The following is a 21,796-nucleotide window of genomic DNA, read 5'->3' on the forward strand; positions in this document are numbered from 1 at the left end:
CCGAGGGTAACAGGAACATCACAAAAGGAAGTTGACATGACAACCGGCCTTGCCTGCCTGGCGGGGCCGGCATAGGAACAGTGGAGTTCAGCTCAGGACATGCGGCGTGGCAGCCCTGCGCGCGGGGTCTGCCACGCGTTCACAGGCCCTTAAGGCGAGGGGTGCACATGCGCGGTACTGTCCGGCGATCCCGGCGAGCCGCCCGCGCGGCGGGGATAGCGGGGGTCGCCTGCGCGCTGCTGCTGACGGCGTGCTCCGGTGACGGCGGCGGCGAGGAGACCGACTGGGACATCTCCATCGAGCTGCCCGATCTCAGCGGCCAGAGCCTGGAGGTGGCCGCCGTGTGGACGGGCACCGAGCAGGAGAACTTCATGCGCGTCATGGAGGCGTTCGAGGAGGAGACAGGCGCCTCGGTCAGCTTCGTTCCCACCGGCGACAACGTCTCCAGCTTCGTCGGCAGCCGCATCGAGGGCGGCGCGGCGCCGGACATCGTGATGGTGCCCCAGCCGGGCGTGGTCCGGGACTTCGCCGAGCAGGGCTGGATCGCCCCCGTCGGGGACATCGTGATCGAGCAGCTCGAGGCCAACTACGCCGAGGGCTGGCGCGAGCTCGGCTCCTACGAGGGCGAGCAGTACGGGGTCTACGTCAAGGCCGCCAACAAGTCCCTGGTCTGGTACAACGTCACGGCCTTCGAGTACGCGGGGGTCGAGGCGCCGGAGACCTGGGAGGACTTCCTCCAGACCGCGTGGACCGTCTGGGAGTCCGGCACCGACCCGGTGTCCGTGGCCGGCGCCGACGGCTGGCCGCTGACCGACTGGTTCGAGAACATCTACCTTTCCCAGGCCGGCCCCGAGATGTACGACCGGCTGGCGGCGCACGAGATCCCGTGGACGCACGAGAGCGTGGCCGAGGCGCTGCGGACGCTGGGCGAGCTGTTCGGCGAGGAGCAGCTGGTGGCCGGCGGCCGGGGCGGCGCGCTCCAGACCGACTTCCCGACCTCCGTCTCGCAGACGTTCAGCGACCTGGAAACCCCGCTGGCGGGGATGGTGTTCGAGGCCGACTTCGTCGGCGCCGAGATCGCCAGCTCCACCGACGCGGTGGTCGGCGAGGACGCCCTGGTCTTCCCGTTCCCGTCGGTGGGCGACGTGCCCCCGGTGGTGACGGCGGGCGACGCCGCGGTGGCCGTGGCGCCCAACGGCGAGGCCAGCGAGGCCCAGAACGCGCTGCTCGCCTTCCTGGCCACGCCGGACGCCGCGCGGATCTGGGCCGAGCCGGGCGGCTACATCTCCCCGAACCGCTCCCTGGAGTTCGACGCCTACCCCAACGACGTGCAGCGCGAGATCGCCCGCGCGCTGATCGAAGCTGGCAACGACTTCCGGTTCGACATGTCCGACCAGACCCCGGCCGCCTTCGGGGGTACGACCGGGCAGGGCATGTGGCAAGGACTCCAGAACTTCCTGCGCAACCCGGACGACGTCGAGGGAGCGCAGCGGTACCTGGAGGCCCAGGCGGCCAGGGCCTACGGCGAGTAACGCTTCACGGACGGACGGAGACTGAATTCCCATGGCATCCGGCAAGGCGGTGATCAGGACCCGCCCCTGGGTGGCCGCGTGCTTCCTGCTGCCCGCGCTGCTGCTGCTCGGCGCGCTGGTCGTCTACCCGATCGCCTACACGGCATGGCGCAGCTTCTTCGGCGCCGACGGCGGTGACTTCGTCGGCCTGGGCAACTACGCCGACATCTTCCGGCTCGACGACACGCGGACGGCGCTGCGGAACACCCTGATATGGATCGTCGTCGCCCCCGCGGTGGCGACCGGCCTCGGCCTGATATTTGCGGTGCTGACCGAGCGCATACGCTGGGCGACCGCGTTCAAGCTGCTGGTGTTCATGCCGATGGCCATCTCGATGCTCGCGGCGGGCATCATCTTCCGCCTCGTGTACGAGCACGACCCGGACCGCGGCCTGGCGAACGCCGTGCTGACCACCGTGCACGACACCTTCTCGCCCTCGTCGACGTGGCCGGACGCGCAGCCCCGCCCCGGCGGGCCGCTCACCCCGCAGGAGGACGGCTCCTACCTGCTGGACGGGACGGTCACCGCGGGCGAGCCGGTGATGCTGCCGCTGGTCGCCGTGCCGCAGCCCGAGCTGGAGGACGCCGAGCCGGCGCGCGCCGCCGCGGCCGAGCCGGGCGAGGTGACGGGCACGGTGTGGCGGGACTTCCTGCCCGGGGGCGAAGGCACCGAGAACACCGTGGACGACGGTGAGCTGGCGCTCGAAGGCATCACCGTGGAGGCGGTGCGCGACGGCGAGGTGGTGGCGAGCGCCACCACGGCCTCGGACGGCACCTTCTCGCTTCCCGGGGAGGCCGACGGGGCGCAGCTGCGGCTGGCGGCCGACAGCTTCACGGCCCCGTACAACGGCGCGGAGTGGCTGGGCCCGACGCTCGTCACCCCTGCGGTCATCGGCTCCTACGTGTGGATCTGGACCGGCTTCGCGATGGTCCTGATCGCGGCGGGGCTGGCGGGCGTGCCGCGGGAGACGCTGGAGGCGGCCCGCGTGGACGGCGCGAACGAGTGGCAGGTCTTCCGCCGCATCACCGTGCCGCTGCTGGCACCCGTGCTGGGCGTCGTCCTGGTGACGCTGATGATCAACGTGATGAAGATCTTCGACCTGGTGTGGGTGATTCCACCGCCCTCCAGTCAGGCCGACGCCAACGTCCTGGCGGTCGAGCTGTACGTCGAGTCCTTCACGCCCGGCGGCAGCCAGGGCCTGGGCAGCGCGATCGCGGTGCTCCTGCTGCTGCTCGTGGTGCCGGTGATGATCCTCAATATCCGACGGCTGCGACGGGAGAACAAGCGGTGACCACTCCCACGATGACCGCCCAGGCGCCGGAGCCGGCCAAGTCCGGTGCCGCGCCGACGAGCACGCCGCCGCGCACCTCTCTCGCCTCCCGGATCGTCTCGATCGCGACCGGCGGGCTGGTGCGGGTGTTCCTCGTCGTTGTCGGCGTGCTCTGGCTGCTGCCCACGGCCGGGCTGCTGGCGTCGTCCTTCCGCGACCCGCGCGACATCGCGTCCAGCGGCTGGTGGGAGGCGCTGACCGACCCCAGTCAGTGGACGACGGCCAACTACGACGCGCTGCTGCAGAACGAGGACTTCCGCGAGTCGATCTGGTCCACGGTCGCCATCACGGTGCCGGCGACGCTGCTGGTCGTCGGGCTCGGCGCACTCGCCGCGTACGCCTTCGCCTGGCTGGAGTTCCCCGGCCGCGACTGGTGGTTCGTGGTGGTGGTCGGCCTGCTGGTGGTGCCGGTGCAGGTGGCGCTGATCCCGGTGGCGCGGCTGTACGAGACGCTGGGGATCTTCGGCACGACGCTGGGCGTCGTGCTGTTCCACACGGCGTTCGGCCTGCCGTTCGGCATCTTCCTGCTGCGGAACTTCTTCGCCGAGATCCCCCGCGAACTGCTGGAGGCGGCGCGGCTGGACGGCGCCGGCGAGATCCGGCTGTTCTTCCGGGTGGTGCTGCCGCTGGGCGGGCCCGCGATCGCCGCCCTGGGCATCTTCCAGTTCATGTGGGTGTGGAACGACATGCTGGTCGGCCTGATCTTCGCCGACGCCAGTTCGCCGCCCATGACGGTCGCGCTCCAGCAGCAGATGCGGCAGTTCGGCAGCAACATCGAGGTGCTGGGTCCGGGCGCGTTCCTGTCGATGCTGGTCCCGCTGGCCATCTTCTTCGCCTTCCAGCGGCAGTTCGTGGCGGGCGTGATGTCCGGGGCCGTCAAGTGAGCCGCGCGCAGGCCGCCGCATGAGCTGACGGCGCCTGCACCAGACAGCGCGAGGGGCCGGGGATCCGCGCGGATCCCCGGCCCCGTGGCGTGTGGCGGCCGTCAGCGGTTGCTGCGCAGCAGGGTGCGCATCGTGCGCATGGCCACCGAGAGGTTGGCGAGGTCGAACGACTCCGACGACTGGATCTCCCGGAGCGTGGCACGGGCCCGGCCGAGCACCGCCGCGTGCTGGTCGGCCCACGTGGCGAAGCACTCCTCGGGCGGAGTGTCCTGCCCGCCCGCCGCCAGCACGTCGGCCGTCAGCAGCTGGTGCGCCGCGTACAGGTCCTCGCGGATCGCCGTGCGGGCCATCGACTGCCACCGGTCCAGCCGCGGCAGCTCGCTGATGTGGTCCTGGAGCTGCGCGATGCCGAGCTGGTCGCTGAGGTGGTAGTACACCTCGGCCACGTCCATCAGGTCGCGGCCGGTGCGGTCGGCGACGGCGACGATGTCCAGGCCGGGGAAGATGGCGGAGAAGCCCGCCACCCGCAGGGCGAAGTCGGCGGGCACGCCGCTGCCAGCCAGCTCGGCGTGCAGCTTCTCGTGCCACTCGAGGTCCTTGCCGCGCAGCAGCTTCGGCAGCTCCCGCCAGACCTGGCCGACGCGCTCGGCGAACAGGTCGATGGTCCCGGCGAGCGCCAGCGGCTGCGGCCGGTTGTTCAGCAGCCAGCGGGCGCCGCGCTCGACCAGGCGCCGGGCGTGCAGCCTGATCCGGGTGACGACGGCGGCGTCGACCTTGTTGTCCAGGCCCTCGGCCCGGTCCCAGATGCCGGCGAGCCCGAAGATCTCCCGCGAGGCGGTGTGCGCGCGGACGATCTCCTCCGTGGAGGCGCCGGTCTCCTCCTGCATGCGGTGCAGGAAGGAGCAGCCGCCGGTGTTCACCGTGTCGTTGACGAGCAGCGTGGTGATGATCTCGCGGCGCAGGGCGTGCCGCTCGATGTGGTCGGCGAAGCGCTCCCGCAGCGCGGTCGGGAAGTAGGCGTGCAGCAGCCGCCCGGTGTACGGGTCGTCCGGCAGGGAGGTGTCCAGCAGCTCCGCGGTGACGGACAGCTTGACGTAGGCCAGCAGCACCGACAGCTCGGGCTGGGTCAGCCCCTTGCCGGCGGCGCGCCGCTCGCGGATCTCGTCGTCGCTGGGGAGGAACTCCAGCTCCCGGTCGAGCCTGCCCTCTTCGGTGAGGCGCCGGATCAGGCGCTGGTGCGCCAGGATCAGCCCCGGCGCGGTGGCCTGCCCGTTGGCGAGCGCGGTGTTCTGGGCGTAGTTGTTCCGCAGGACGAGGGCGGCGACCTCGTCCGTCATCTCGGCCAGCAGCGCGTTGCGCTGCTTGAGGGTGAGATCACCCGCGCTGACCAGTGAGTTGAGCAGGATCTTGATGTTCACCTCGTGGTCCGAGGTGTCGACGCCGGCGCTGTTGTCGATGGCGTCGGTGTTGCACCGGCCGCCGGCCTGGGCGTACTCGATGCGGCCGCGCTGGGTGAACCCCAGGTTGCCGCCCTCACCGACGACGCGGGCGCGCAGGTCGCGGCCGTTGACGCGGATGGCGTCGTTGGCCTTGTCCCCGACGTCGGCGTGGGTCTCCGCCGAGGACTTCACGTAGGTGCCGATGCCGCCGTTCCACAGCAGGTCGACGGGGGCCTTGAGGATGGCCCGCATCAGCTCGGCGGGGGTCATCACCGTCACGCCGGGGTCGATGCCGAGCGCCTGCTTCACCTGCGGGCTGAGGCTGATGGACTTCGCCGTGCGCGGGTAGACGCCGCCGCCCTTGGAGATCAGGCTGGGGTCGTAGTCGGCCCACGAGGAGCGGGGCAGCTCGAAGAGCCGGCGCCGCTCGGCGTAGGAGACCGCCGCGTCGGGGTCGGGGTCCAGGAAGATGTGCCGGTGGTCGAAGGCGGCGACCAGCCGGATGTGCTCCGACAGCAGCATGCCGTTGCCGAAGACGTCACCGGACATGTCGCCGATGCCGACGACCGTGAAGTCCTGGGTCTGGGTGTCGTGCCCGAGCTCCCGGAAGTGCCGCTTGACGGACTCCCACGCGCCGCGGGCGGTGATGCCCATCCCCTTGTGGTCGTATCCGGCGGAGCCGCCGGAGGCGAAGGCATCGCCCAGCCAGAAGCCGTAGGAGGCAGCGACCTCGTTGGCGATGTCGGAGAACGTGGCGGTGCCCTTGTCGGCGGCCACCACCAGGTAGGTGTCGTCCCCGTCGTGCCGCACGACGTCCTCGGGCGGCACCACCTCGCCGTTGACCAGGTTGTCCGTGATGTCGAGCAGACCGGAGATGAACGTCCGGTAGCAGGCGATGCCCTCGCGCAGCCACGCGTCGCGGTCGGTGGCCGGGTCGGGCAGCCGCTTGCCGACGAAGCCGCCCTTGGCCCCGACCGGCACGATCACCGTGTTCTTCACCTCCTGGGCCTTCACCAGGCCCAGGATCTCGGTGCGGAAGTCCTCCCGCCGGTCCGACCAGCGCAGGCCGCCGCGCGCCACTTTGCCGAACCGCAGGTGCACGCCCTCCACGCGCGGCGAGTACACCCAGATCTCGTACGCCGGACGCGGCTCGGGAAGGTCGGGGATGGCCTGCGGGTCTAGCTTGATCGACAGGTAGGAGTGGGGCCGGCCCTGGCTGTCGGTCTGGAAGTAGTTGCACCGCAGGGTGGCCTTGATGACCGTCAGGAACGCCCGCAGGATGCGGTCCTCGTCGAGGTTGGCCACCTCCTCGAGCGCGCCGTCGAGCTCGGCGAGCAGCGCATCGGTCAGCTCCCGGCCCGCGGCCTGCCGCTGCGGCGACAGCCGCGCCTCGAAGAGGCTGACCAGCAGCCGGGTGGTGTGGTGGTTGCGGCGGAGGGTGGCCTCCATGCTCTCGCGCGTGAACCGGGCGCCCGCCTGCCACAGGTACCGGGCGTAGGCACGCAGCACCATGGCCTGGCGCCAGGTCAGCCCGGCGGACAGCACCAGCGCGTTGAAGCCGTCGTTCTCCGCCTCGCCGGTCCAGGCGGCGGCGAAGGCTTCCTGGAACCGCTCGCGGGCGTCGCCGCCGAGGTTGTGCGACAGCGGCTCGGGGATCCGCAGGCCGAAGTCGTAGATCCAGGCGGTGGTGCCGTCGCTGGCGCGCAGCAGGTAGGGCCGCTCGTCCACGACCTCGACGCCCAGGCAGTGCAGCACGGGCAGCACCGCGCTCAGTGAGACCGGCTCGCCGGTGCGGTAGATCTTGAACCGCCGCTCCCCTGGCCTGGCGCCGACCGGCTCGTACAGGCACAGCGCGAAGTCGCGGCCCTCGCCCTCCGGTCCCCCGCCCTGGGTGAGCCCGGTGACGAACCGCAGGTCGGCGACGGCGGTGCGCGGCGAGAAGTCAGCCTTGTACCCCTCGGGGAAGGCCCCGGAGAAACGGCGGCTGAGCTCGGCGGCGCGCTCCTCGCCGTACTCGGCGGCCAGGGCCTCGGCGAAGCCGTCGCTCCAGGAGCGTGATGCTTCGGCGAGACGCGCCTCGATCCGCTCCGCGTCGGCGTCGGTCAGCTCGGGCAGCTCGGTGCCCGGCTCGACGCGGATGACGAAGTGCAGCCGGGAGAGCACCGATTCGGTGTTCCACGCCGTGAAGTCGACCGAGCTGCCGGACAGTTCCTCGGTGAGGATTTCGGTCAGCCGCAGCCGCACGGAGGTGGTGTACCGGTCGCGCGGCAGGTACACCAGCGCGGAGTAGTACCGTCCGTACTCGTCCCGCCGCAGGAACAGCCGCAGCCTGCGCCGCTCCTGGAGCTGGAGGACAGCGGTGGCGATGCTGCCCAGCGTGTCCGTCGGAGTCTGGAACAGCTCGTCGCGCGGGTAGGTCTCCAGGATCTGCAGCAGGTCGCGCCCGCTGTGGCTGTCGGGCGGGAACCCGGCCGCGCTGAGCACCTCGGCGACCTTGCGGCGGATGACGGGTACGCGGCGCACCGACTCGGTGTAGGCGGTGGCCGAGAACAGGCCGAGGAACCGCCGCTCGCCGATGACCCTGCCCTCGGCGTCGAACTTCTTGACGCCGATGTAGTCCAGGTAGGACGGCCGGTGCACGGTGGCCCGGCTGTTCGCCTTGGTCAGCACCAGCAGCCGCGGCTCGCGGGCCTTGGCGCGCGCGGAGGCGGGCAGCCGGCTGAACGCCTCGGAGGCCGAGGGGTGTCCGGTGTTCTTCCCGTGGCTGGGGTCGGAGCGCAGGATGCCCAGGCCGGTGCCGGGGATGGCCCGCAGCGCGTCGCCCGCGCCGCCGTCGTCCTCCCGGAGCAGCTCGTACTCGCGGTAACCGAGGAACGTGAAGTGGTCGTTGGCGAGCCAGCGGAGCAGCTCGGTGGCTTCCTCGGTCTCCTGCGGCGTCACCTCGGCGGGCAGCGGCTCGCCGGGGAGGCTGTCGGCCAGGCGCAGGGCGGCGCCGCGCATCTTCTGCAAGTCCTCGACCGCCTCGCGGACATCGCTGAGCACGCGGCGCAGGCCGGTCTCGATGGCGGCCAGGGCCTCGTGGTCGGTCTCGCGGTCGGTCTCGACGTGGATCCAGCTCTCGATGACGGCGTCGGACGGCAGGTCGTCGGGGGCGGCCGCGCCGTCGGGGTCGCGACCGGCGTCGAGCACCTCAAGGAGCCGTCCCGTCACGTCCCGCCGGACGACGACCTGCGGGTGGATGACGAGGTGGATGCCGCGCCCGAGCCGGGAGAGTTCGTTGGTCACCGAGTCCACGAGGAAGGGCATGTCATCGGTGACGACCTCGACCACGGTGTGGCTGCACGTCCAGCCCATCTCCTCGACCGTGGGCGTGTAGGCGCGGACCGCGGCCGTGCCCTGGGGGCGTTTGGCCGCGAGGGAGAGGTGGGCGATAGCCGCGCCCGCCACGTCCTCGGCCTGGCGGTCCACGAGGTCCTCGGGGGCAACGTACCGGTAGTAGCGCTGGAGGTAGGCGGTCAGCGAGGCGGCGTCCATTCCGTGCGCGGGCGTGCCGCCGTCGGGCGCATGCTCCGCTACTTTGCCTGCCTCTGCCAGGAGTGTGGCCTTCGTTTCGTCCAGCTGCTTGGTATGCATTTCCTTTGGCTCCTGGTGCCGCGCGCCCTTGCGCGGCGTCGGGTAACCGGGGCCGGGCAGCGGCCCCGTGGTGAACGCCCCGTCCAGTCCCCGGGGCGGGTCAGGGACCAGCCGGGCGCTGCGGCAGCGCCACCTCCGGCCGGGTCCCCGGCCGCTATCGGACTGATCACAGAGAAAAGGCTACGCCCTGGCCGTCGTCCGTCGAGGGTCCGCCGGTGTAACCCTGGGCACCCACGAGTTCCGCCGCGAGGGCAACGGCCTCGGCGAGGCTGTCGACGACGGGCGCGCCCGTCGCGGCCAGGCTGCGGCGGCTCTGCGAGCCGCCGGTGTGCAGCACGGCGCGCGCCCCCGCGTGCGCCGCCGCCCTGGCGTCGTCCGCCGCGTCCCCGATGACGACGACGCGGTCGGCGGGTATGCCGCCCAGAGCCGCGAGGTGACGCGCCATCTGCTCGGCCTTGCCCAGCACCGGGCCGCCGGCGCCCGCGCCGTCGATCCGCACGAAGTGGCCGTCGATGCCCAGCCTGCTGACCCACGGCCGCAGCCGGTCGTGCGGCGCCAGCGAACACACCGACTGCGTCTGGCCCGTCGCGCCCCAGGCGCGCAGCAGCCGCTCGGCTCCGTCGGCCAGCCCGGCCGCATCGGCCCGGGCGAAGTAGTGCCGGTGGAAGGTGCTGTCCATGACCTCCCACTCCTGTTCCGTGGGCGGCCTGCCGATCAGCCGCGCGTAGAACCGGGGCACCGGCACGCAGTACAGCTCGCGGTACCGCTCCAGGGTGATAGGCGGTATCCCCAGCTCCGCGAACGCGGCGTTGGTCGCCTCGATCACCACGTCGATGTCATGGAGCAGCGTGCCGTTCCAGTCCCAGACGAGGTGCGCCGGGCCGGGCGACCGCCCTGTGGTGCGCTGGGTGGTCCGCTGGCTGGAGGGGTGGAGAGCTCGCTGAGAAGACCGCTGAGGAGACTGAGGAGAACGCTGCGGAGACCGCCGGGGAGACGCCATGCTTCCGACGGTACGCGGTGCCACTGACAGCCGCGTAGAGCGCGCCGGGGCGGCCGGGGTTCACAGCAGGTCGCTGATCTCCTGCACGCCGTACCACAGCAGCTCGTGGTCCAGGGCCCCGTCGACCGTGAACTGCGCGTCCGTGTCGCCCTGGTCGGCGGCTGTGACCGCCGCCGCGGCGGCCTTCACGTCCGCTTCCGCCTCCGGCCCGTCGACGTGGACCGAGGCCAGGTCGGTCAGCGGGATGACGGCGGACAGCGTGACCTCGCCCAGCGCCTCGGCCCGCAGGGCCTGGCCGGGATCGACGCGTGCCTGGCGGTCGGGGACGTCGGCGGCCAGGACCACCCGCCGCCGCTCGGCACGCGGATCGGCCGCCAGCAGCCTGAGACTGGCCTGTGCCGCCCGGCTGAGCGCGGCGTACTCCAGCTCCTCGATGCTGCCGGAGACGTACCACTCGCGCAGCGCGGGCGTCACGGCATAGGCGGTCAGCGGCGCCGGGCCCGCCTGCCCGGCGCGGTGCAGCTCAGCGAGCCGAGGCAGCGTGTAAGGAACGTAGACGCGCATCGTGCCGCTTTCCGTGAGACGCCACTGCGGGGGCCAAGGATACGGCTTTCTTCCGTCACTCCCACCTCTCTTGCCTCTGCGTGACCGCCTGATTACACTCCACCCCGTTACTGATTGGTAGCTTCGACGGGGGTGGTCACATGAGAACGAGCAACCGCGTTCCGCGGCCGGCCGGTCCGCCCGGCCGCGCGGACGCGCGGCGCCCCGGCCGCCCCCGGCCCCGCACCGGGCAGGCCAGACCGCACGAGTGGTTCGCACGGCAGCTGCTGCTCGTGCTCAGCGGGCAGCGCCCGGTCCACGCCCTCCTGGGCCACGCCGGGCCCGAGGCGTACGACGCGCTCGCCCGGCTCGCACCGCGCACGCCCCTGCGCCCGCCGCCCGGCGAGCGCTGGGCGCCGGTGCTGCGCGGCGTCGGCGCCTGCCGCCCCGACACCGACGTCATCGAGGCCTTCGCCCGCATCGACGCCGGCGGCAGGACCCGGGCGCTCGCCTTCCGCCTGGAGCGCGCCGGGAGCGGGCGCTGGAAGTGCTGCGCCATCGAGGTCGACGTGGACACCGTCTCCTGAGACGGCAGGGGCGGGCCGCGCCCCGCCCGGGGCACGGCCCGCCCTCGCCGCTGCGGTGCCTCCCGCTACTTCTTGCGGCGGCGGCCCTTCTGCGCCTTGCGCCGCTCGGCCCGGCTCATGCCGTCGCCCGACGACGCGCTGCCGGACGCGGTCCGCGTGCCCGCCGGGGTGCCGTCCGCGGTGAAGTCGCCCTCGACGACGCCGCCCGCACCGTCCACCGTCGGGGCCGTGAAGTGCAGCCGGTCGGCCCGCTTGGGCGCCTCCAGGCCCTTGGCGCGGATCGTCGGCGCCGCCTGCGCCCCGCTCGCGGCCCCCGCGGGCACGGGCTCCTGCGCCGCGGACTCCTGCTGGCCGCCCTGCACGGGAACCTGCTCGACCTGGCGCTCCACCTGCACCTCGAGGTTGAACAGGTAGCCGACGGACTCCTCCTTGATGCCGTCCATCATGGCGGTGAACATGTCGAAGCCCTCGCGCTGGAACTCGACCGCCGGGTCGCGCTGCGCCATGGCCCGCAGCCCGATGCCCTCCTGGAGGTAGTCCATCTCGTAGAGGTGCTCACGCCACTTCCGGTCGAGGACCGACAGCACCACGCGCCGCTCCAGCTCCCGCATCACCTCGGAGCCCAGCTCCTGCTCGCGCTTGTCGTACTGCCGGTGGATGTCCTCCTTGATGCTCTCGGCGATGAACTCCGGCGTGAGCCCGTCGCGGCCGCCGGCCTCCTCCTCGAGCTGCTCCACCGTCACCTGGACCGGGTACAGCTGCTTGAAGGCGCCCCACAGCCGGTCCAGGTCCCACTCGTCGGAGAAGCCCTCCACCGTCTCGGCGTGCACGTACGCCTCGATGGTGTCGTCCATGAAGTACCGGATCTGCTCGTGCAGGTCCTCGCCCTCCAGCACGCGGCGGCGCTCGGCGTAGATGACCTCACGCTGCCGGTTGAGGACCTCGTCATACTTCAGGATGTTCTTGCGGATCTCGAAGTTCTGCTGCTCGACCTGCGCCTGCGCGGAGGCGATGGCGCGCGTCACCATCTTGTTCTCGATGGGCACGTCGTCCGGGACGTTGGCCATCGTCATCACGCGCTCCACCATCTGCGCCTTGAACAGCCGCATCAGGTCGTCGCCCAGCGAGAGGTAGAAGCGGGACTCGCCCGGGTCGCCCTGGCGCCCGGAGCGGCCGCGGAGCTGGTTGTCGATGCGGCGGGACTCGTGCCGCTCGGTGCCCAGCACGTACAGCCCGCCGAGCTTTGCGACCTCCTCGAACTCCTCGGCCACGGCCTTCTCCGCGCGGGCCAGCGCGTCCGGCCAGGCGGCATCCCACTGCTCGCGGTGTTCGTCGCGGTCAAGACCCTGGGCGCGCAGCTCCTTCTCGGCGATGTCCTCCGGGTCGCCGCCCAGCTTGATGTCGGTGCCGCGGCCGGCCATGTTGGTCGCCACCGTCACGGCGCCCTTGCGGCCCGCCTCGGCGACGATGGCGGCCTCCCGCGCGTGGTTCTTCGCGTTCAGCACCTCGTGCCGCACGCCGCGCTTGTTGAGCTGCCGCGAGAGGTACTCGGACTTCTCCACCGAGGTGGTGCCCACCAGCACCGGCTGCCCCTTGCGGTGCCGCTCGACGATGTCGTCCACGACGGCGGCGAACTTCGCCTCTTCGGTGCGGTAGATGAGGTCCGGCTGGTCCTTGCGCGCCATCGGCCGGTTGGTCGGGATGGGCACCACGCCGAGCTTGTAGATCTGGTGGAACTCGGCGGCCTCGGTCATGGCCGTACCGGTCATGCCCGCCAGCTTGTCGTAGAGGCGGAAGAAGTTCTGAAGGGTGATCTTGGCGAGCGTCTGGTTCTCGTTCTTGATCTCCACCCCTTCCTTCGCCTCGATCGCCTGGTGCATGCCCTCGTTGTAGCGGCGCCCGGCGAGGATGCGGCCGGTGTGCTCGTCGACGATCATGACCTCGCCGTCGATGACGACGTAGTCCTTGTCCTTCTTGTACAGCTCCTTGGCCTTGATGGCGTTGTTCAGGTAGCCGACGAGCGGCGTGTTGACCGCCTCGTAGAGATTGTCGATGCCCAGCCAGTCCTCGACCTTGGTGACGCCGGAGTCGTGGATGGCGACCGTGCGCTTCTTCTCGTCCACGTCGTAGTCACCGGTCTCGGGCTGCTGGCGGCTGGGCACGGCCGCCTCACCGCGCTCGAGGCGCTTGACCAGCTTGGCGAAGTCCGCGTACCACTTCGTCGCCTGGTCAGCGGGGCCGGAGATGATCAGCGGCGTGCGGGCCTCGTCGATGAGGATCGAGTCGACCTCGTCGACGATCGCGTAGTTGTGGCCGCGCTGCACCAGATCGTCCTTCGACCACGCCATGTTGTCGCGGAGGTAGTCGAAGCCGAACTCGTTGTTGGTGCCGTACGTGATGTCGCAGGCGTACTGCTTGCGGCGCTCCGCGGGCTTCATACCGGCCGAGATGCAGCCCACCGTCAGGCCCAGGAACTCGTGGACGCGGCCCATCCACTTGGAGTCGCGCTGCGCCAGGTAGTCGTTGGTGGTGACCAGGTGCACGCCCTTGCCCGTCAGCGCGTTGAGGTACGCGGGCAGGGTGCTGACCAGGGTCTTGCCCTCACCGGTCTTCATCTCGGCCACGTACCCGAGGTGCAGCGCGGCGCCGCCCATGATCTGCACGTCGTAGTGGCGCTGGCCCAGCACCCGGCGCGCGGCCTCGCGGACCGTGGCGAATGCCTCCGGCATCAGGTCGTCGAGCGTCTCGCCGTCGGCGAGGCGCTCCCGGTACTCGTCCGTGAGTGCCCGCAGCTCCGCGTCGCTCAGCTCGAGGAAGTCCTCCTCAATGGAGTTCACGTCGCGCTTGACGCGGTGCAACCTGCGCAGGATCTTGCCTTCGCCTGCACGCATGATCTTGTCGAAGACGGACACGAGGGCTTGTCTCCTTGCCGGTTGGGCTAAGCCGCCTGGGGCTCGTTCAGGGCGTGGGCACAACGAGATGGCACTGCCGCACCGGCCATGGTATGCGAGCGCGGAGAGGAGTGTCAGTGCTCGTCAGTGCTCGGCTCTACGATCGCCCGCATGACCACCGCACCCCGCTCACGCCCCCGCCCCGCCGTCTCCCTGTCCGCCGACGAGGCCCGCAGGATCGCCCTGCGGGCGCAGGGGCTGCTCGGTGCGCCCGACCGCCGCGCGGGCGTGCGGGGGGTGCTGCGCCGCCTGGGGGCGGTCCAGCTGGACACCATCTCAGTGCTGGCCCGGTCGCACGAGCTGGTGCCGTACGCCCGGCTCGGCGCGGTGGGGCGGCGGGCCGTGGAGGAGGCGTACTGGACGCCGGGCGGGCCGTCCGGCTCCTTCGAGTACTGGTCGCACGCGGCGTGCGTGCTGCCGCTGGAGGAGTGGCCGCTGTTCGCCTTCCGCCGCCGCCAGCTGCGGGCGCGCGGGCACCGCTGGCACCGGCTGGCCGACCGCGAGCGGTCGCTCGCGGAGGTCCGCGCCCGGCTGGCCAGCGCCGGGCCGCTGACCGCCACGGAGCTGGGCGGCGCGAAGAACGGCGGCCCCTGGTGGGACTGGTCCGAGACCAAGATCGCGGTGGAGTGGCTGCTGGACACCGGCGAGGTGGTGTGCCGCGAGCGGCGCGGCTGGAAGCGGGTCTACGAGCTGGCCGAGCGGGCTGTGCCCCCCGGGCTGTTCCACGACGACCTCGACGACCGTGAGTGCCTGCGGCGGCTGGTGGCCCAGGCCGGCGCGGCGCTGGGGGTGGCCACCCGGGCCGACCTCGCCGATTACCACCGGCTGCGGGCCGCCCAGGTCGAGGAGGTGCTGCCGGACACCGGCCTGACGCCCGTGGAGGTGGCGGGCTGGCGGGAGCCGGCGTGGGCCGACCCCGCGGCGCTCGCGGCCCCGCCCCGCGGCAGGCACCGCACCACGCTGCTGTCGCCGTTCGACTCGCTCATCTGGGACCGGGCGCGCACCGAGCGGGTGTTCGGCTTCCGGCACCGCCTGGAGGCGTACGTGCCCCGGCCCCGGCGCGTGTACGGGTACTTCGCCATGCCGCTGCTGGCGGGCGGCAGGCTGCTCGGCCGGGTGGACCCGGCCCGCGACGGCGGCACGCTGCTGGCGCGGCACGCGGCGTTCGAGGGCTCCCCGGCCCGGGCGCGCAAGGCCGTGCCGGCGATGGCCGGGGCGCTCGTCGAGGCCGCCTCCTGGGTGGGGTGCGACGACGTGCGCGTCGAGCGCACCACCCCCGCCGAGCTGGCCCGGCCGCTGGCGGACGCCGTCGCGGCGGCGCTGCGCGACCGCTGAAACCAGCCGCCTGGCGGGCAGATGCGGCCGGCCGCGGGGGCGCGGGAGCGGCGCTCAGCTCGTCTCCAGGTCCAGGATCTTGGCCCGCATCGCGTAGACCACGGCCTCCATCCGGGAGTGCAGCTGGAGCTTCTCCAGGATGTTGCGCACGTGGTTCTTCACGGTGTTCTCGCTGATGAAGAGCTCCTTGGCGATGTCCCGGTTGTTCTTCCCGGTGGCCACCAGCCGCAGCACCTCCAGCTCCCGGTCGGTGAGCTTCGGCGCGGGCACCAGACGCCGCTCGTCCGTGCGCTGGATCATCGACTTGAACTCGGTCAGCAGCTTCGCCGCCATCGACGGGCTGATCTGGGACTGGCCGTCGGCGACCGCGCGGATAGCGGCCGTGACCTCGTCCGTGGAGATCTCCTTGAGCAGATAGCCCGTGGCACCGGCCTTGATCGCGTCGTAGAGGTCGGCCTCCTCGTCGCTGATCGTCAGCATGATGATGCGCGCGCTGGGCGCCACGTCCTTGATCGCCGTGCACGCCTCGATGCCGCCGCGCCGGGGCATCCGCACGTCCATCAGCACGATGTCCGGCAGCAGGTCCGCGGCCTTCTCGACCGCTTCCGTGCCGTCCCCCGCCTCGCCGACGACCTGGATGTCCTCCTCCTGGGCCAGCACGATCTCCAGGCCTCGCCGGAAGAGTTCGTGGTCGTCGACCACCAGCACCCTGATCGGCTCCGTCCGCTCTGCCGCGGCCGGCCGCTCCTCCTCACCCGGCGGTACGCCCCGGGGCATCGTAGGCCCGAAACCGTCCACCATCCGCTCCTCCCCCACGGGACACCGTCCCGTCAACCGACCCTGCACAGCGGCTAGTCCGGCGCGAGCGACGCCGGTGCGCCCCATGATTCCACGACAACCCCCGGCCGAGACCACGCCCGGCCGGGGGTTGACACCGGTATCAGCCGCCCGTCGCGCTGCCGGCGCCGTCCGGCGGCACGGCCGCCAGCGGATCGGTCTCCAGGTGGATCACGCCGTAGTCGTACGCGCGCCGCCGGTAGACCACGCTCGGCTGCTTGGTCTCGGCATCGACGAACAGGTAGAAGTCGTGCCCCACCAGCTCCATCTCGTAGAGGGCCTGATCGAGTGACATCGGCGCCGCCCGGTGCGTCTTCTCCCGCACCACCAGCGGACCGTCACCCTGCACCTCGATACCGCCCTGCGTGCGCACGACCGGAGCGGGAGCGGCCTCCTCCTCCGCCGCCGGCGGCGCCAGCTGGCCGTCCCGGTCGAGCACCGCCACACCCGGCACCACCGCGCTGACCTCGCTCGCCGGGATACGGCGCCTGCCGCGGCGGCAGCTGCGCTTGTCATGCTGACGCCGCAGCCGCGACTCCAGCTTCTCCACGGCCAGGTCGAGCGCGCCGTAGGGGTCGGCCGCGGCGGCCTCGGCCCGCACCACCGGGCCCCGGTGCCGCAGCGTGATCTCCACGCGGTCGGAACGGTCTGCCTGGCGCGGATTCGGTTCCTTGGAGACCTCCACGTCCAGGCGGGTCACCTTGCCGTCGATTCTCTGGATCTTGTCCAGCTTCAGCTTCTCGGCGACGTGCCTGCGGAATCTCTCCGGTACCTCTGTCTTGCGGCCTTTGACGACGATGTCCACGCGGAACTCCGTTCCGGAAGGCTCCACCGGCTCTGGCGGAGCGCCTCCTTGGTGCACTCGGGCCGGGGCGGCCATCGCGGCCCCTCCGGCTCTTGCCTCGGGTAGTGGCTCACCTCCTTGTCCCGGGCTTCTCCCCAGGGAGGAAGATCAACATCCCACCTGTTCGCCAGGAGTGGTCCGGTGCGGTGCCGTGCGCGTGCACACACAGGACACGGCACGGGAACCGCAGCGCTCACATATGCACGTATGGGTGGATACCGGAGCTTGCGCCCCTCTTCTCTCGAACGTACCTCGGTTACCCCCTACCCGGCACCCCTACCGCCAGGTTCGGCTTCCGCCGGCCCCGGCGGCCGCGCCGCGACCACCGCCGCCCCCAGCACCGCGCCCCCGCCCGCCGCCACCGCACGCGCCGCCTCCGCCAGCGAGGCCCCCGAGGTGACCAGGTCATCGACCAGCACCACCGGCGCCCCGCCGGCCACGCCCCGGCCCACGGCCACGAGCGCACCCGCCAGGTTGGCCACCCGCTCCGCCGCCCTCAGCCCGGACTGGTCGGCGACCACCCGCCGCTGCCGCAGCACCGCCCGCACCCGTACCGGCTCCCCCTCCCGCCGCAGCCGGGCCGCAGCGGCCCGCGCCGCACGCCGCACCGGGTCGTGCCCCCGCCGGGCGACCGCCGCCCGGGAGGACGGCACCGGCACCAGCGTCACCACATCCGGCGCCGCACCGCCCGCCGCCCGGGCCCGCTCCAGCACCGCCCGCACGCTCACCGCCAGCGCCCGCCCCAGCACGCCGGCCAGCGCCAGCACGCCCCGCTCCTTGTGCGCCAGCAGCACCGCCCGCGTCTCATCCGCGTACTCCCCCACCGCATAGACCGGGGGCAGCCCCGCAGGCGGCGGCCACGGCCGCACCCGGCGCGCCCGGCCGCCCGCCACCAGGCCCTCACACCGTCCGCACAGCGGCCCGCCGCCACCACCGCACCCGGCACAGGCCGTCGGCAGCACCAGCGCGCCCATCTCCCGCCACCAGCCGCGCATGCCTCCACGATCACCGGCCGCCCCGGGGTACCACCATCCCCCTCACGAGCGAACCGCCGCGGCCAGCCGGCGGCCGGCCGTCAGCCCGGATAGAACGGCCCGGAACCGTCGCCCGGCACCAGCTTCCACTGGGTGCTGTCCTCAAGCCGCGCGATGCCGTCGGCGGTCTGCGCCAGCAGCGGCTGGCTGTCCGACTCGCACGCGGCCACGCCCGTCACGTCGTTCAGCCCCGGCAGGGCCGTCGTCACCGTCGGCGTCGAGCCGTCCGTCGTCACGAACTGCAGCTGCTCCACCCCGTCCCGGGGCCTGCCCACCACGACCAGCCGGCTCTCCGCCGCCCACGACGCCGCCGAGACATGCTCCAGCTGCGGCGTCACCGCCCGCAGCCCGTTCACCGCCAGGCTCACGCCCTCCTCGCCGGCCGCGCGCTCGATCCGCCCCAGCCGCAGCGTCGTCCGCTCGCCCTCACTGATCAGCATCGCGACGCGCACCCCGTCCGAGGCCACCCGCAGCGCCTCGATCCGCTGGTCCTCGCCCAGCCCGGCGACCGGCACCCGCTCCGGCTCCCCCTGGCCGTCCCGCATCCGCATCAGGTGCGAGCCGTCCGCGAACCACAGGTCGCCCAGGCCGTCCCAGCTCGGCCCCGTCAGCCCCGGATCACCGTCGTCCGACAGCGACCTGGCGTACACCGGCTCCCCCAGCGGATCACTGCCCTCGACCGGGCTGACGTACAGCGACGAACCGTCGGCCGACACCCCCGCGGCCCGCTTCTCGTCCCGGCTGACCGCCGCGTCCCGCAGCGGCACCTCGCCCCGCCCCAGCGCACCGCTCACCGGCTCCGGCCGCTCCTCGCCCTGGAAGGCCGCCAGCGTCCGCTCCTCGGTCAGCGCATACGCCTGCGACGCCTGCCCATCGAGCAGGCCCGGCGCGAGCTCCTCCGCGTCCTGCGCCGACAGGGCACACAGCTGCGTCCCCGCCTGGTTGGCGACGCGCGCCTCGCTGATCTGCGTCGACGACACCTCCTGCACCGTGTGCAGCAGCTGCGCCGCCATCCGGTCGCACTGCGCCTGCGGCAGGCCGGCGGGTATCCCGGAGAACCGCACCGTCAGCGCGTCGGAGTCGTCAATGTACGCGGCGCGTCCCGAGGCGATCTCGGCCTCCTCGGGGAAGGCCGTGGTGACCACCGGGCCGAGCCACGCGCTCGGCCCGTCGAGCAGCGACCGCACGGTCTCCTGCACGGTGTTGATGCGCCGCCGCACGTACACCGGGTCGGCCACCAGCACGCCCCGGCCGTTCGTGACCCGCGCGTCCTCCGGACCGAGGTCTGTGTAGTAGTAGGTGTCCACCGAGCGGTAGTTCCGCTCGAAGTCCGCCTCGCCCATGACCAGCCCGTCGGGCAGGTCGTCGATGCGCCACTCACCGCGCACCAGCCGCAGCTCGAACGTCTCCACGTAGTCGTTCCGCAGCGGCGTGTACACGTGTGCGGCATCCACCGCCGCCACCTGCTGCCCGCTGACGGTGACCGCCTGCGTCTCGCCGCCGGCCAGCGGCGGAGCGGCCACCGTGTCCAGCGCCGGGCCCGTCGACAGCACCGTCGTGCCGTGGAACGGGTCCCACTGGCGCTGCCGCTCCGGCGTCAGGTACTTCTTGGCCGTCTCGAAGTCGACCTCGTCGCTGGTCGTGGCCTCCAGAAAGCCGCGCACGATCTCCAGCGGCGACATCCCCTCCTGCGGGCTCACCCCCCACACCCGCACCTGCGAGTCGCCCTCCGACCGCTGCGAGGAGTCCACGCGCTGCACCGGCCCGCTGCCCGGCATGGCCACGCAGCCGGCCAGCGTCACCCCCGCCAGCAGCACCGCCAGCGCCGCCCCGGCACGCCGCGCCACACGCCGCGCTCTGTTACGGCTCATCTCCGCGCTCCCTCCCGGGCCCGGCGCTTGCGGACCCCGTCGGGGCCGACGGCCCCGGCGCGCCCGCGCCCGCGGTAGCCCGCCCCTCGGCGTCCTGCTGCCCGGGGATGCTGCCGGCCCCATCCGGCGCCTCGTGCTCACGCCGTTCACCGGACCCGCCGGCCCCACCGGCAGCTGCGTCGGAGGGTCCCCCGGCAGGTCCCCCGGCCCCGCCGTTCTCCCGCGCCTCAGGTGCCTTCCGCGCGCTCCGCGCGTCCGGCGGCACCAGCGGCAGCGGCGAGGAGCGCAGCGGCCCGCCCGCCTGCCGCGGCAGCGTCAGCCGGAACTGCGCCCCGCCGCCCGGCTCGCCCCAGGCCTCCAGCCGGCCGCCGTGCAGGTGCGCGTCCTCGACAGCGATCGACAGGCCCAGGCCCGTGCCGCCCGTCGTCCGCGCCCGGGCCGGGTCAGCGCGCCAGAACCGGTTGAACACCCGCTCCGCCTCGCCTTCCTTCAGCCCGATGCCGTAGTCCCGCACCGCGATGGCCACCGCCTGGCCGTCGGCGCTCGACGCCAGCCGCACCACCACGTCGCGGCCCTCCCCGTGCTCAATCGCGTTGACCACGAGGTTCCGCACCACCCGCTCGATCCGCCGCGGGTCGGCCTCGGCCACCACCGGCAGCCGGTCGCCCCGCACCAGCAGCCGGCTGCCCTTGCGCTCCGCCAGCGGCTCCGCGCCCTCCACGACGCGGTACACCACGTCCCGCAGGTCCGTCTGCTCGGCCTCCAGGCGCGCCGCACCCGCGTCGAACCGGCTGATCTCCAGCAGGTCGGCCAGCAGCGACTCGAACCGGTCCAGCTGGCTCAGCAGCAGCTCCGCCGACCGCGCGGTCACCGGATCGAAGTCGTCGCGCGCCTCGTGGATGACGTCCGCCGCCATCCGCACCGTCGTCAGCGGCGTCCGCAGCTCGTGCGAGACGTCCGACACGAAGCGGCGCTGCATCCGCGACAACTCCTCCAGCTGCTGGATCTTCACCTGGAGGTTCCGGGCCATCTTGTTGAACGACTCGCCCAGCCGCGCGATGTCGTCCTCGCCGCTGACCTTCATCCGCTCCTGGAGCCGGCCCGCCGCCAGCCGTTCCGCGATCCGCGCGGCCATCCGCACCGGCGTCACGACCTGCCGCACCACCATCCACGCGATCGCGCAGAGCAGCACGACGACGAACAGCCCGGCCGTCGCGATCGTCCCCGCGACCAGCCCGAGCGTCTTCTCCTCCTGCGTGAACGGGAACAGGTAGTACAGCTGGTAGGGATTGCCCTGGTTGTCCCGCACCCGCTTGCCGATGATCAGCGCCTGCTCGGTGCTCCCGTCCGGCCGGTAGATCGTGCCGTACTGCCGGTGCGTCGCCGGATCCCGGTCCAGCGCCTCCCGCAGCTCCTCCGGCACGCTCCGCTCCGGCCACACGTCCGCCGAAGCGCGCGAGCCGCGCGGCGAGGCGACGCCCTCGCCGCTGAACGACCCGGGCAGCTCGGAGCTGAGCGCCACCACGGAGTACACGCCCTGCCCGCCGCTGGCCAGCTGCTGCACAACGCCCGTCATCCAGGTGCCGGGATCGGTCGTCTGCCCCTGCCCCGGGCCGCTCTCCGCCGCGCCCTCACCAGCGTTGGCCGCCAGCTCCTCCGCCACGGCGAAGCCGCCGTCCGCCTGGCTCTGCGCCGTCTGCCGCTTCGCCTCCAGCAGCCCGTTGCGCACCTGCCCGACCACCACGAAGCCGAGCACCAGCACGACCGCCAGCGACATCAGCAGCGTGCTGGCGATGACGCGGAGCTGGATGTTCCGCCGCCACAGCCGCATCAGCGACAGCAGCGGACCGCGCGCCCAGCGCCCGAATATGCGTATGGCGGGCTGCGCCCGGCCGCCCGTCGCCGCGTCCGACAGCAGCCGGGGACCGTGCCACCAT

General features: G+C 72.5%; 14 protein-coding genes. 5 read left to right on the plus strand and 9 right to left on the minus strand.

Annotated features, from left to right (window positions below; translation table 11 throughout):
* Positions 1-167 precede the first annotated feature (167 nt).
* From JK356_RS17875 to JK356_RS17885, 3 genes are read left to right on the plus strand one after another with little or no spacing between them, the layout of a single operon-like run.
* Positions 168-1,532, plus strand: coding sequence for an ABC transporter substrate-binding protein (locus JK356_RS17875; RefSeq protein WP_201869376.1), 1,365 nt, complete (start codon positions 168-170; stop codon positions 1,530-1,532).
* A 31-nt stretch (positions 1,533-1,563) separates the two neighbouring features.
* Positions 1,564-2,862 (plus strand): carbohydrate ABC transporter permease, encoded by a 1,299-nt coding sequence (locus JK356_RS17880; RefSeq protein WP_201869377.1) that lies wholly within the window; start codon positions 1,564-1,566, stop codon positions 2,860-2,862.
* An 11-nt stretch (positions 2,863-2,873) separates the two neighbouring features.
* Positions 2,874-3,785: a carbohydrate ABC transporter permease gene (locus tag JK356_RS17885; RefSeq protein WP_201869457.1), complete on the plus strand. Its 912-nt coding sequence runs from the start codon at positions 2,874-2,876 to the stop codon at positions 3,783-3,785.
* A gap of 101 nt (positions 3,786-3,886) precedes the next feature.
* Here JK356_RS17885 and JK356_RS17890 read toward each other — a convergent pair whose 3' ends face one another.
* The 3 genes from JK356_RS17890 to JK356_RS17900 all read right to left on the minus strand — a co-directional run bounded on the left by JK356_RS17890 (position 3,887) and on the right by JK356_RS17900 (position 10,421).
* Positions 3,887-8,857: an NAD-glutamate dehydrogenase gene (locus JK356_RS17890; RefSeq protein WP_201869379.1), complete on the minus strand. Its 4,971-nt coding sequence runs from the start codon at positions 8,855-8,857 to the stop codon at positions 3,887-3,889.
* Between the two features lie 166 nt (positions 8,858-9,023).
* A complete protein-coding gene (locus JK356_RS17895) occupies positions 9,024-9,857 on the minus strand; it encodes an HAD family hydrolase (RefSeq protein WP_201869381.1) in 834 nt (277 codons plus the stop codon).
* Between the two features lie 60 nt (positions 9,858-9,917).
* Positions 9,918-10,421, minus strand: a complete 504-nt coding sequence (locus JK356_RS17900; RefSeq protein WP_201869383.1) for a hypothetical protein — start codon at positions 10,419-10,421, stop codon at positions 9,918-9,920.
* Positions 10,422-10,561: 140 nt separating this feature from the next.
* Between JK356_RS17900 and JK356_RS17905 the strand changes: the two genes are divergently transcribed.
* Positions 10,562-10,987, plus strand: a complete 426-nt coding sequence (locus JK356_RS17905) for an Rv3235 family protein (RefSeq protein WP_201869385.1) — start codon at positions 10,562-10,564, stop codon at positions 10,985-10,987.
* Positions 10,988-11,052: 65 nt separating this feature from the next.
* On the opposite strand, the gene secA is transcribed toward JK356_RS17905, so the two are convergent.
* Positions 11,053-13,899, minus strand: a complete 2,847-nt coding sequence (gene secA / locus JK356_RS17910; protein WP_201869393.1) for a preprotein translocase subunit SecA — start codon at positions 13,897-13,899, stop codon at positions 11,053-11,055.
* Between the two features lie 150 nt (positions 13,900-14,049).
* Here secA and JK356_RS17915 point away from each other — a divergent pair, with 150 nt between their 5' ends.
* Positions 14,050-15,273: a winged helix-turn-helix domain-containing protein gene (locus JK356_RS17915; RefSeq protein WP_201869394.1), complete on the plus strand. Its 1,224-nt coding sequence runs from the start codon at positions 14,050-14,052 to the stop codon at positions 15,271-15,273.
* A 54-nt stretch (positions 15,274-15,327) separates the two neighbouring features.
* Here the strand turns inward: JK356_RS17915 and JK356_RS17920 are convergent, their stop codons facing one another.
* The 5 genes from JK356_RS17920 to mtrB all read right to left on the minus strand — a co-directional run bounded on the left by JK356_RS17920 (position 15,328) and on the right by mtrB (position 21,690).
* Positions 15,328-16,074 (minus strand): response regulator transcription factor, encoded by a 747-nt coding sequence (locus JK356_RS17920; protein WP_201869459.1) that lies wholly within the window; start codon positions 16,072-16,074, stop codon positions 15,328-15,330.
* A gap of 139 nt (positions 16,075-16,213) precedes the next feature.
* Complete coding sequence (gene hpf / locus JK356_RS17925; RefSeq protein ID WP_201869396.1) at positions 16,214-16,915, minus strand: ribosome hibernation-promoting factor, HPF/YfiA family; 702 nt, start codon at positions 16,913-16,915, stop codon at positions 16,214-16,216.
* A gap of 302 nt (positions 16,916-17,217) precedes the next feature.
* Positions 17,218-17,949 (minus strand): ComF family protein, encoded by a 732-nt coding sequence (locus JK356_RS17930; RefSeq protein ID WP_201869398.1) that lies wholly within the window; start codon positions 17,947-17,949, stop codon positions 17,218-17,220.
* 80 nt (positions 17,950-18,029) lie between these two features.
* Positions 18,030-19,859, minus strand: coding sequence for an LpqB family beta-propeller domain-containing protein (locus JK356_RS17935; protein ID WP_201869400.1), 1,830 nt, complete (start codon positions 19,857-19,859; stop codon positions 18,030-18,032).
* Positions 19,849-21,690: an MtrAB system histidine kinase MtrB gene (gene mtrB / locus JK356_RS17940; protein WP_236671526.1), complete on the minus strand. Its 1,842-nt coding sequence runs from the start codon at positions 21,688-21,690 to the stop codon at positions 19,849-19,851. Before mtrB ends, JK356_RS17935 begins: the two co-directional genes overlap by 11 nt.
* Positions 21,691-21,796: the final 106 nt, after the last annotated feature.

It is taken from the genome of Streptomyces sp. 7-21 (genome assembly GCF_016741785.1).
In the GTDB taxonomy this organism is placed as follows: Bacteria; Actinomycetota; Actinomycetes; order Streptomycetales; family Streptomycetaceae; genus Streptomyces.

Excerpts from the sequence above, each read along its gene's own strand:
- JK356_RS17900 (WP_201869383.1), bottom strand. The coding sequence starts at position 10,421 with ATGCGCGTCTACGTTCCTTACACGCTGCCTCGGCTCGCTGAGCTGCAC.
- JK356_RS17905 (WP_201869385.1), top strand. The coding sequence starts at position 10,562 with ATGAGAACGAGCAACCGCGTTCCGCGGCCGGCCGGTCCGCCCGGCCGC.
- JK356_RS17880 (WP_201869377.1), top strand. The coding sequence starts at position 1,564 with ATGGCATCCGGCAAGGCGGTGATCAGGACCCGCCCCTGGGTGGCCGCG.
- JK356_RS17920 (WP_201869459.1), bottom strand. The coding sequence starts at position 16,074 with ATGGTGGACGGTTTCGGGCCTACGATGCCCCGGGGCGTACCGCCGGGT.
- JK356_RS17915 (WP_201869394.1), top strand. The coding sequence starts at position 14,050 with ATGACCACCGCACCCCGCTCACGCCCCCGCCCCGCCGTCTCCCTGTCC.
- mtrB (WP_236671526.1), bottom strand. The coding sequence starts at position 21,690 with ATGCGGCTGTGGCGGCGGAACATCCAGCTCCGCGTCATCGCCAGCACG.
- JK356_RS17930 (WP_201869398.1), bottom strand. The coding sequence starts at position 17,949 with ATGCGCGGCTGGTGGCGGGAGATGGGCGCGCTGGTGCTGCCGACGGCC.
- JK356_RS17890 (WP_201869379.1), bottom strand. The coding sequence starts at position 8,857 with ATGCATACCAAGCAGCTGGACGAAACGAAGGCCACACTCCTGGCAGAG.
- JK356_RS17935 (WP_201869400.1), bottom strand. The coding sequence starts at position 19,859 with ATGAGCCGTAACAGAGCGCGGCGTGTGGCGCGGCGTGCCGGGGCGGCG.
- JK356_RS17875 (WP_201869376.1), top strand. The coding sequence starts at position 168 with ATGCGCGGTACTGTCCGGCGATCCCGGCGAGCCGCCCGCGCGGCGGGG.
- JK356_RS17895 (WP_201869381.1), bottom strand. The coding sequence starts at position 9,857 with ATGGCGTCTCCCCGGCGGTCTCCGCAGCGTTCTCCTCAGTCTCCTCAG.
- JK356_RS17885 (WP_201869457.1), top strand. The coding sequence starts at position 2,874 with ATGACCGCCCAGGCGCCGGAGCCGGCCAAGTCCGGTGCCGCGCCGACG.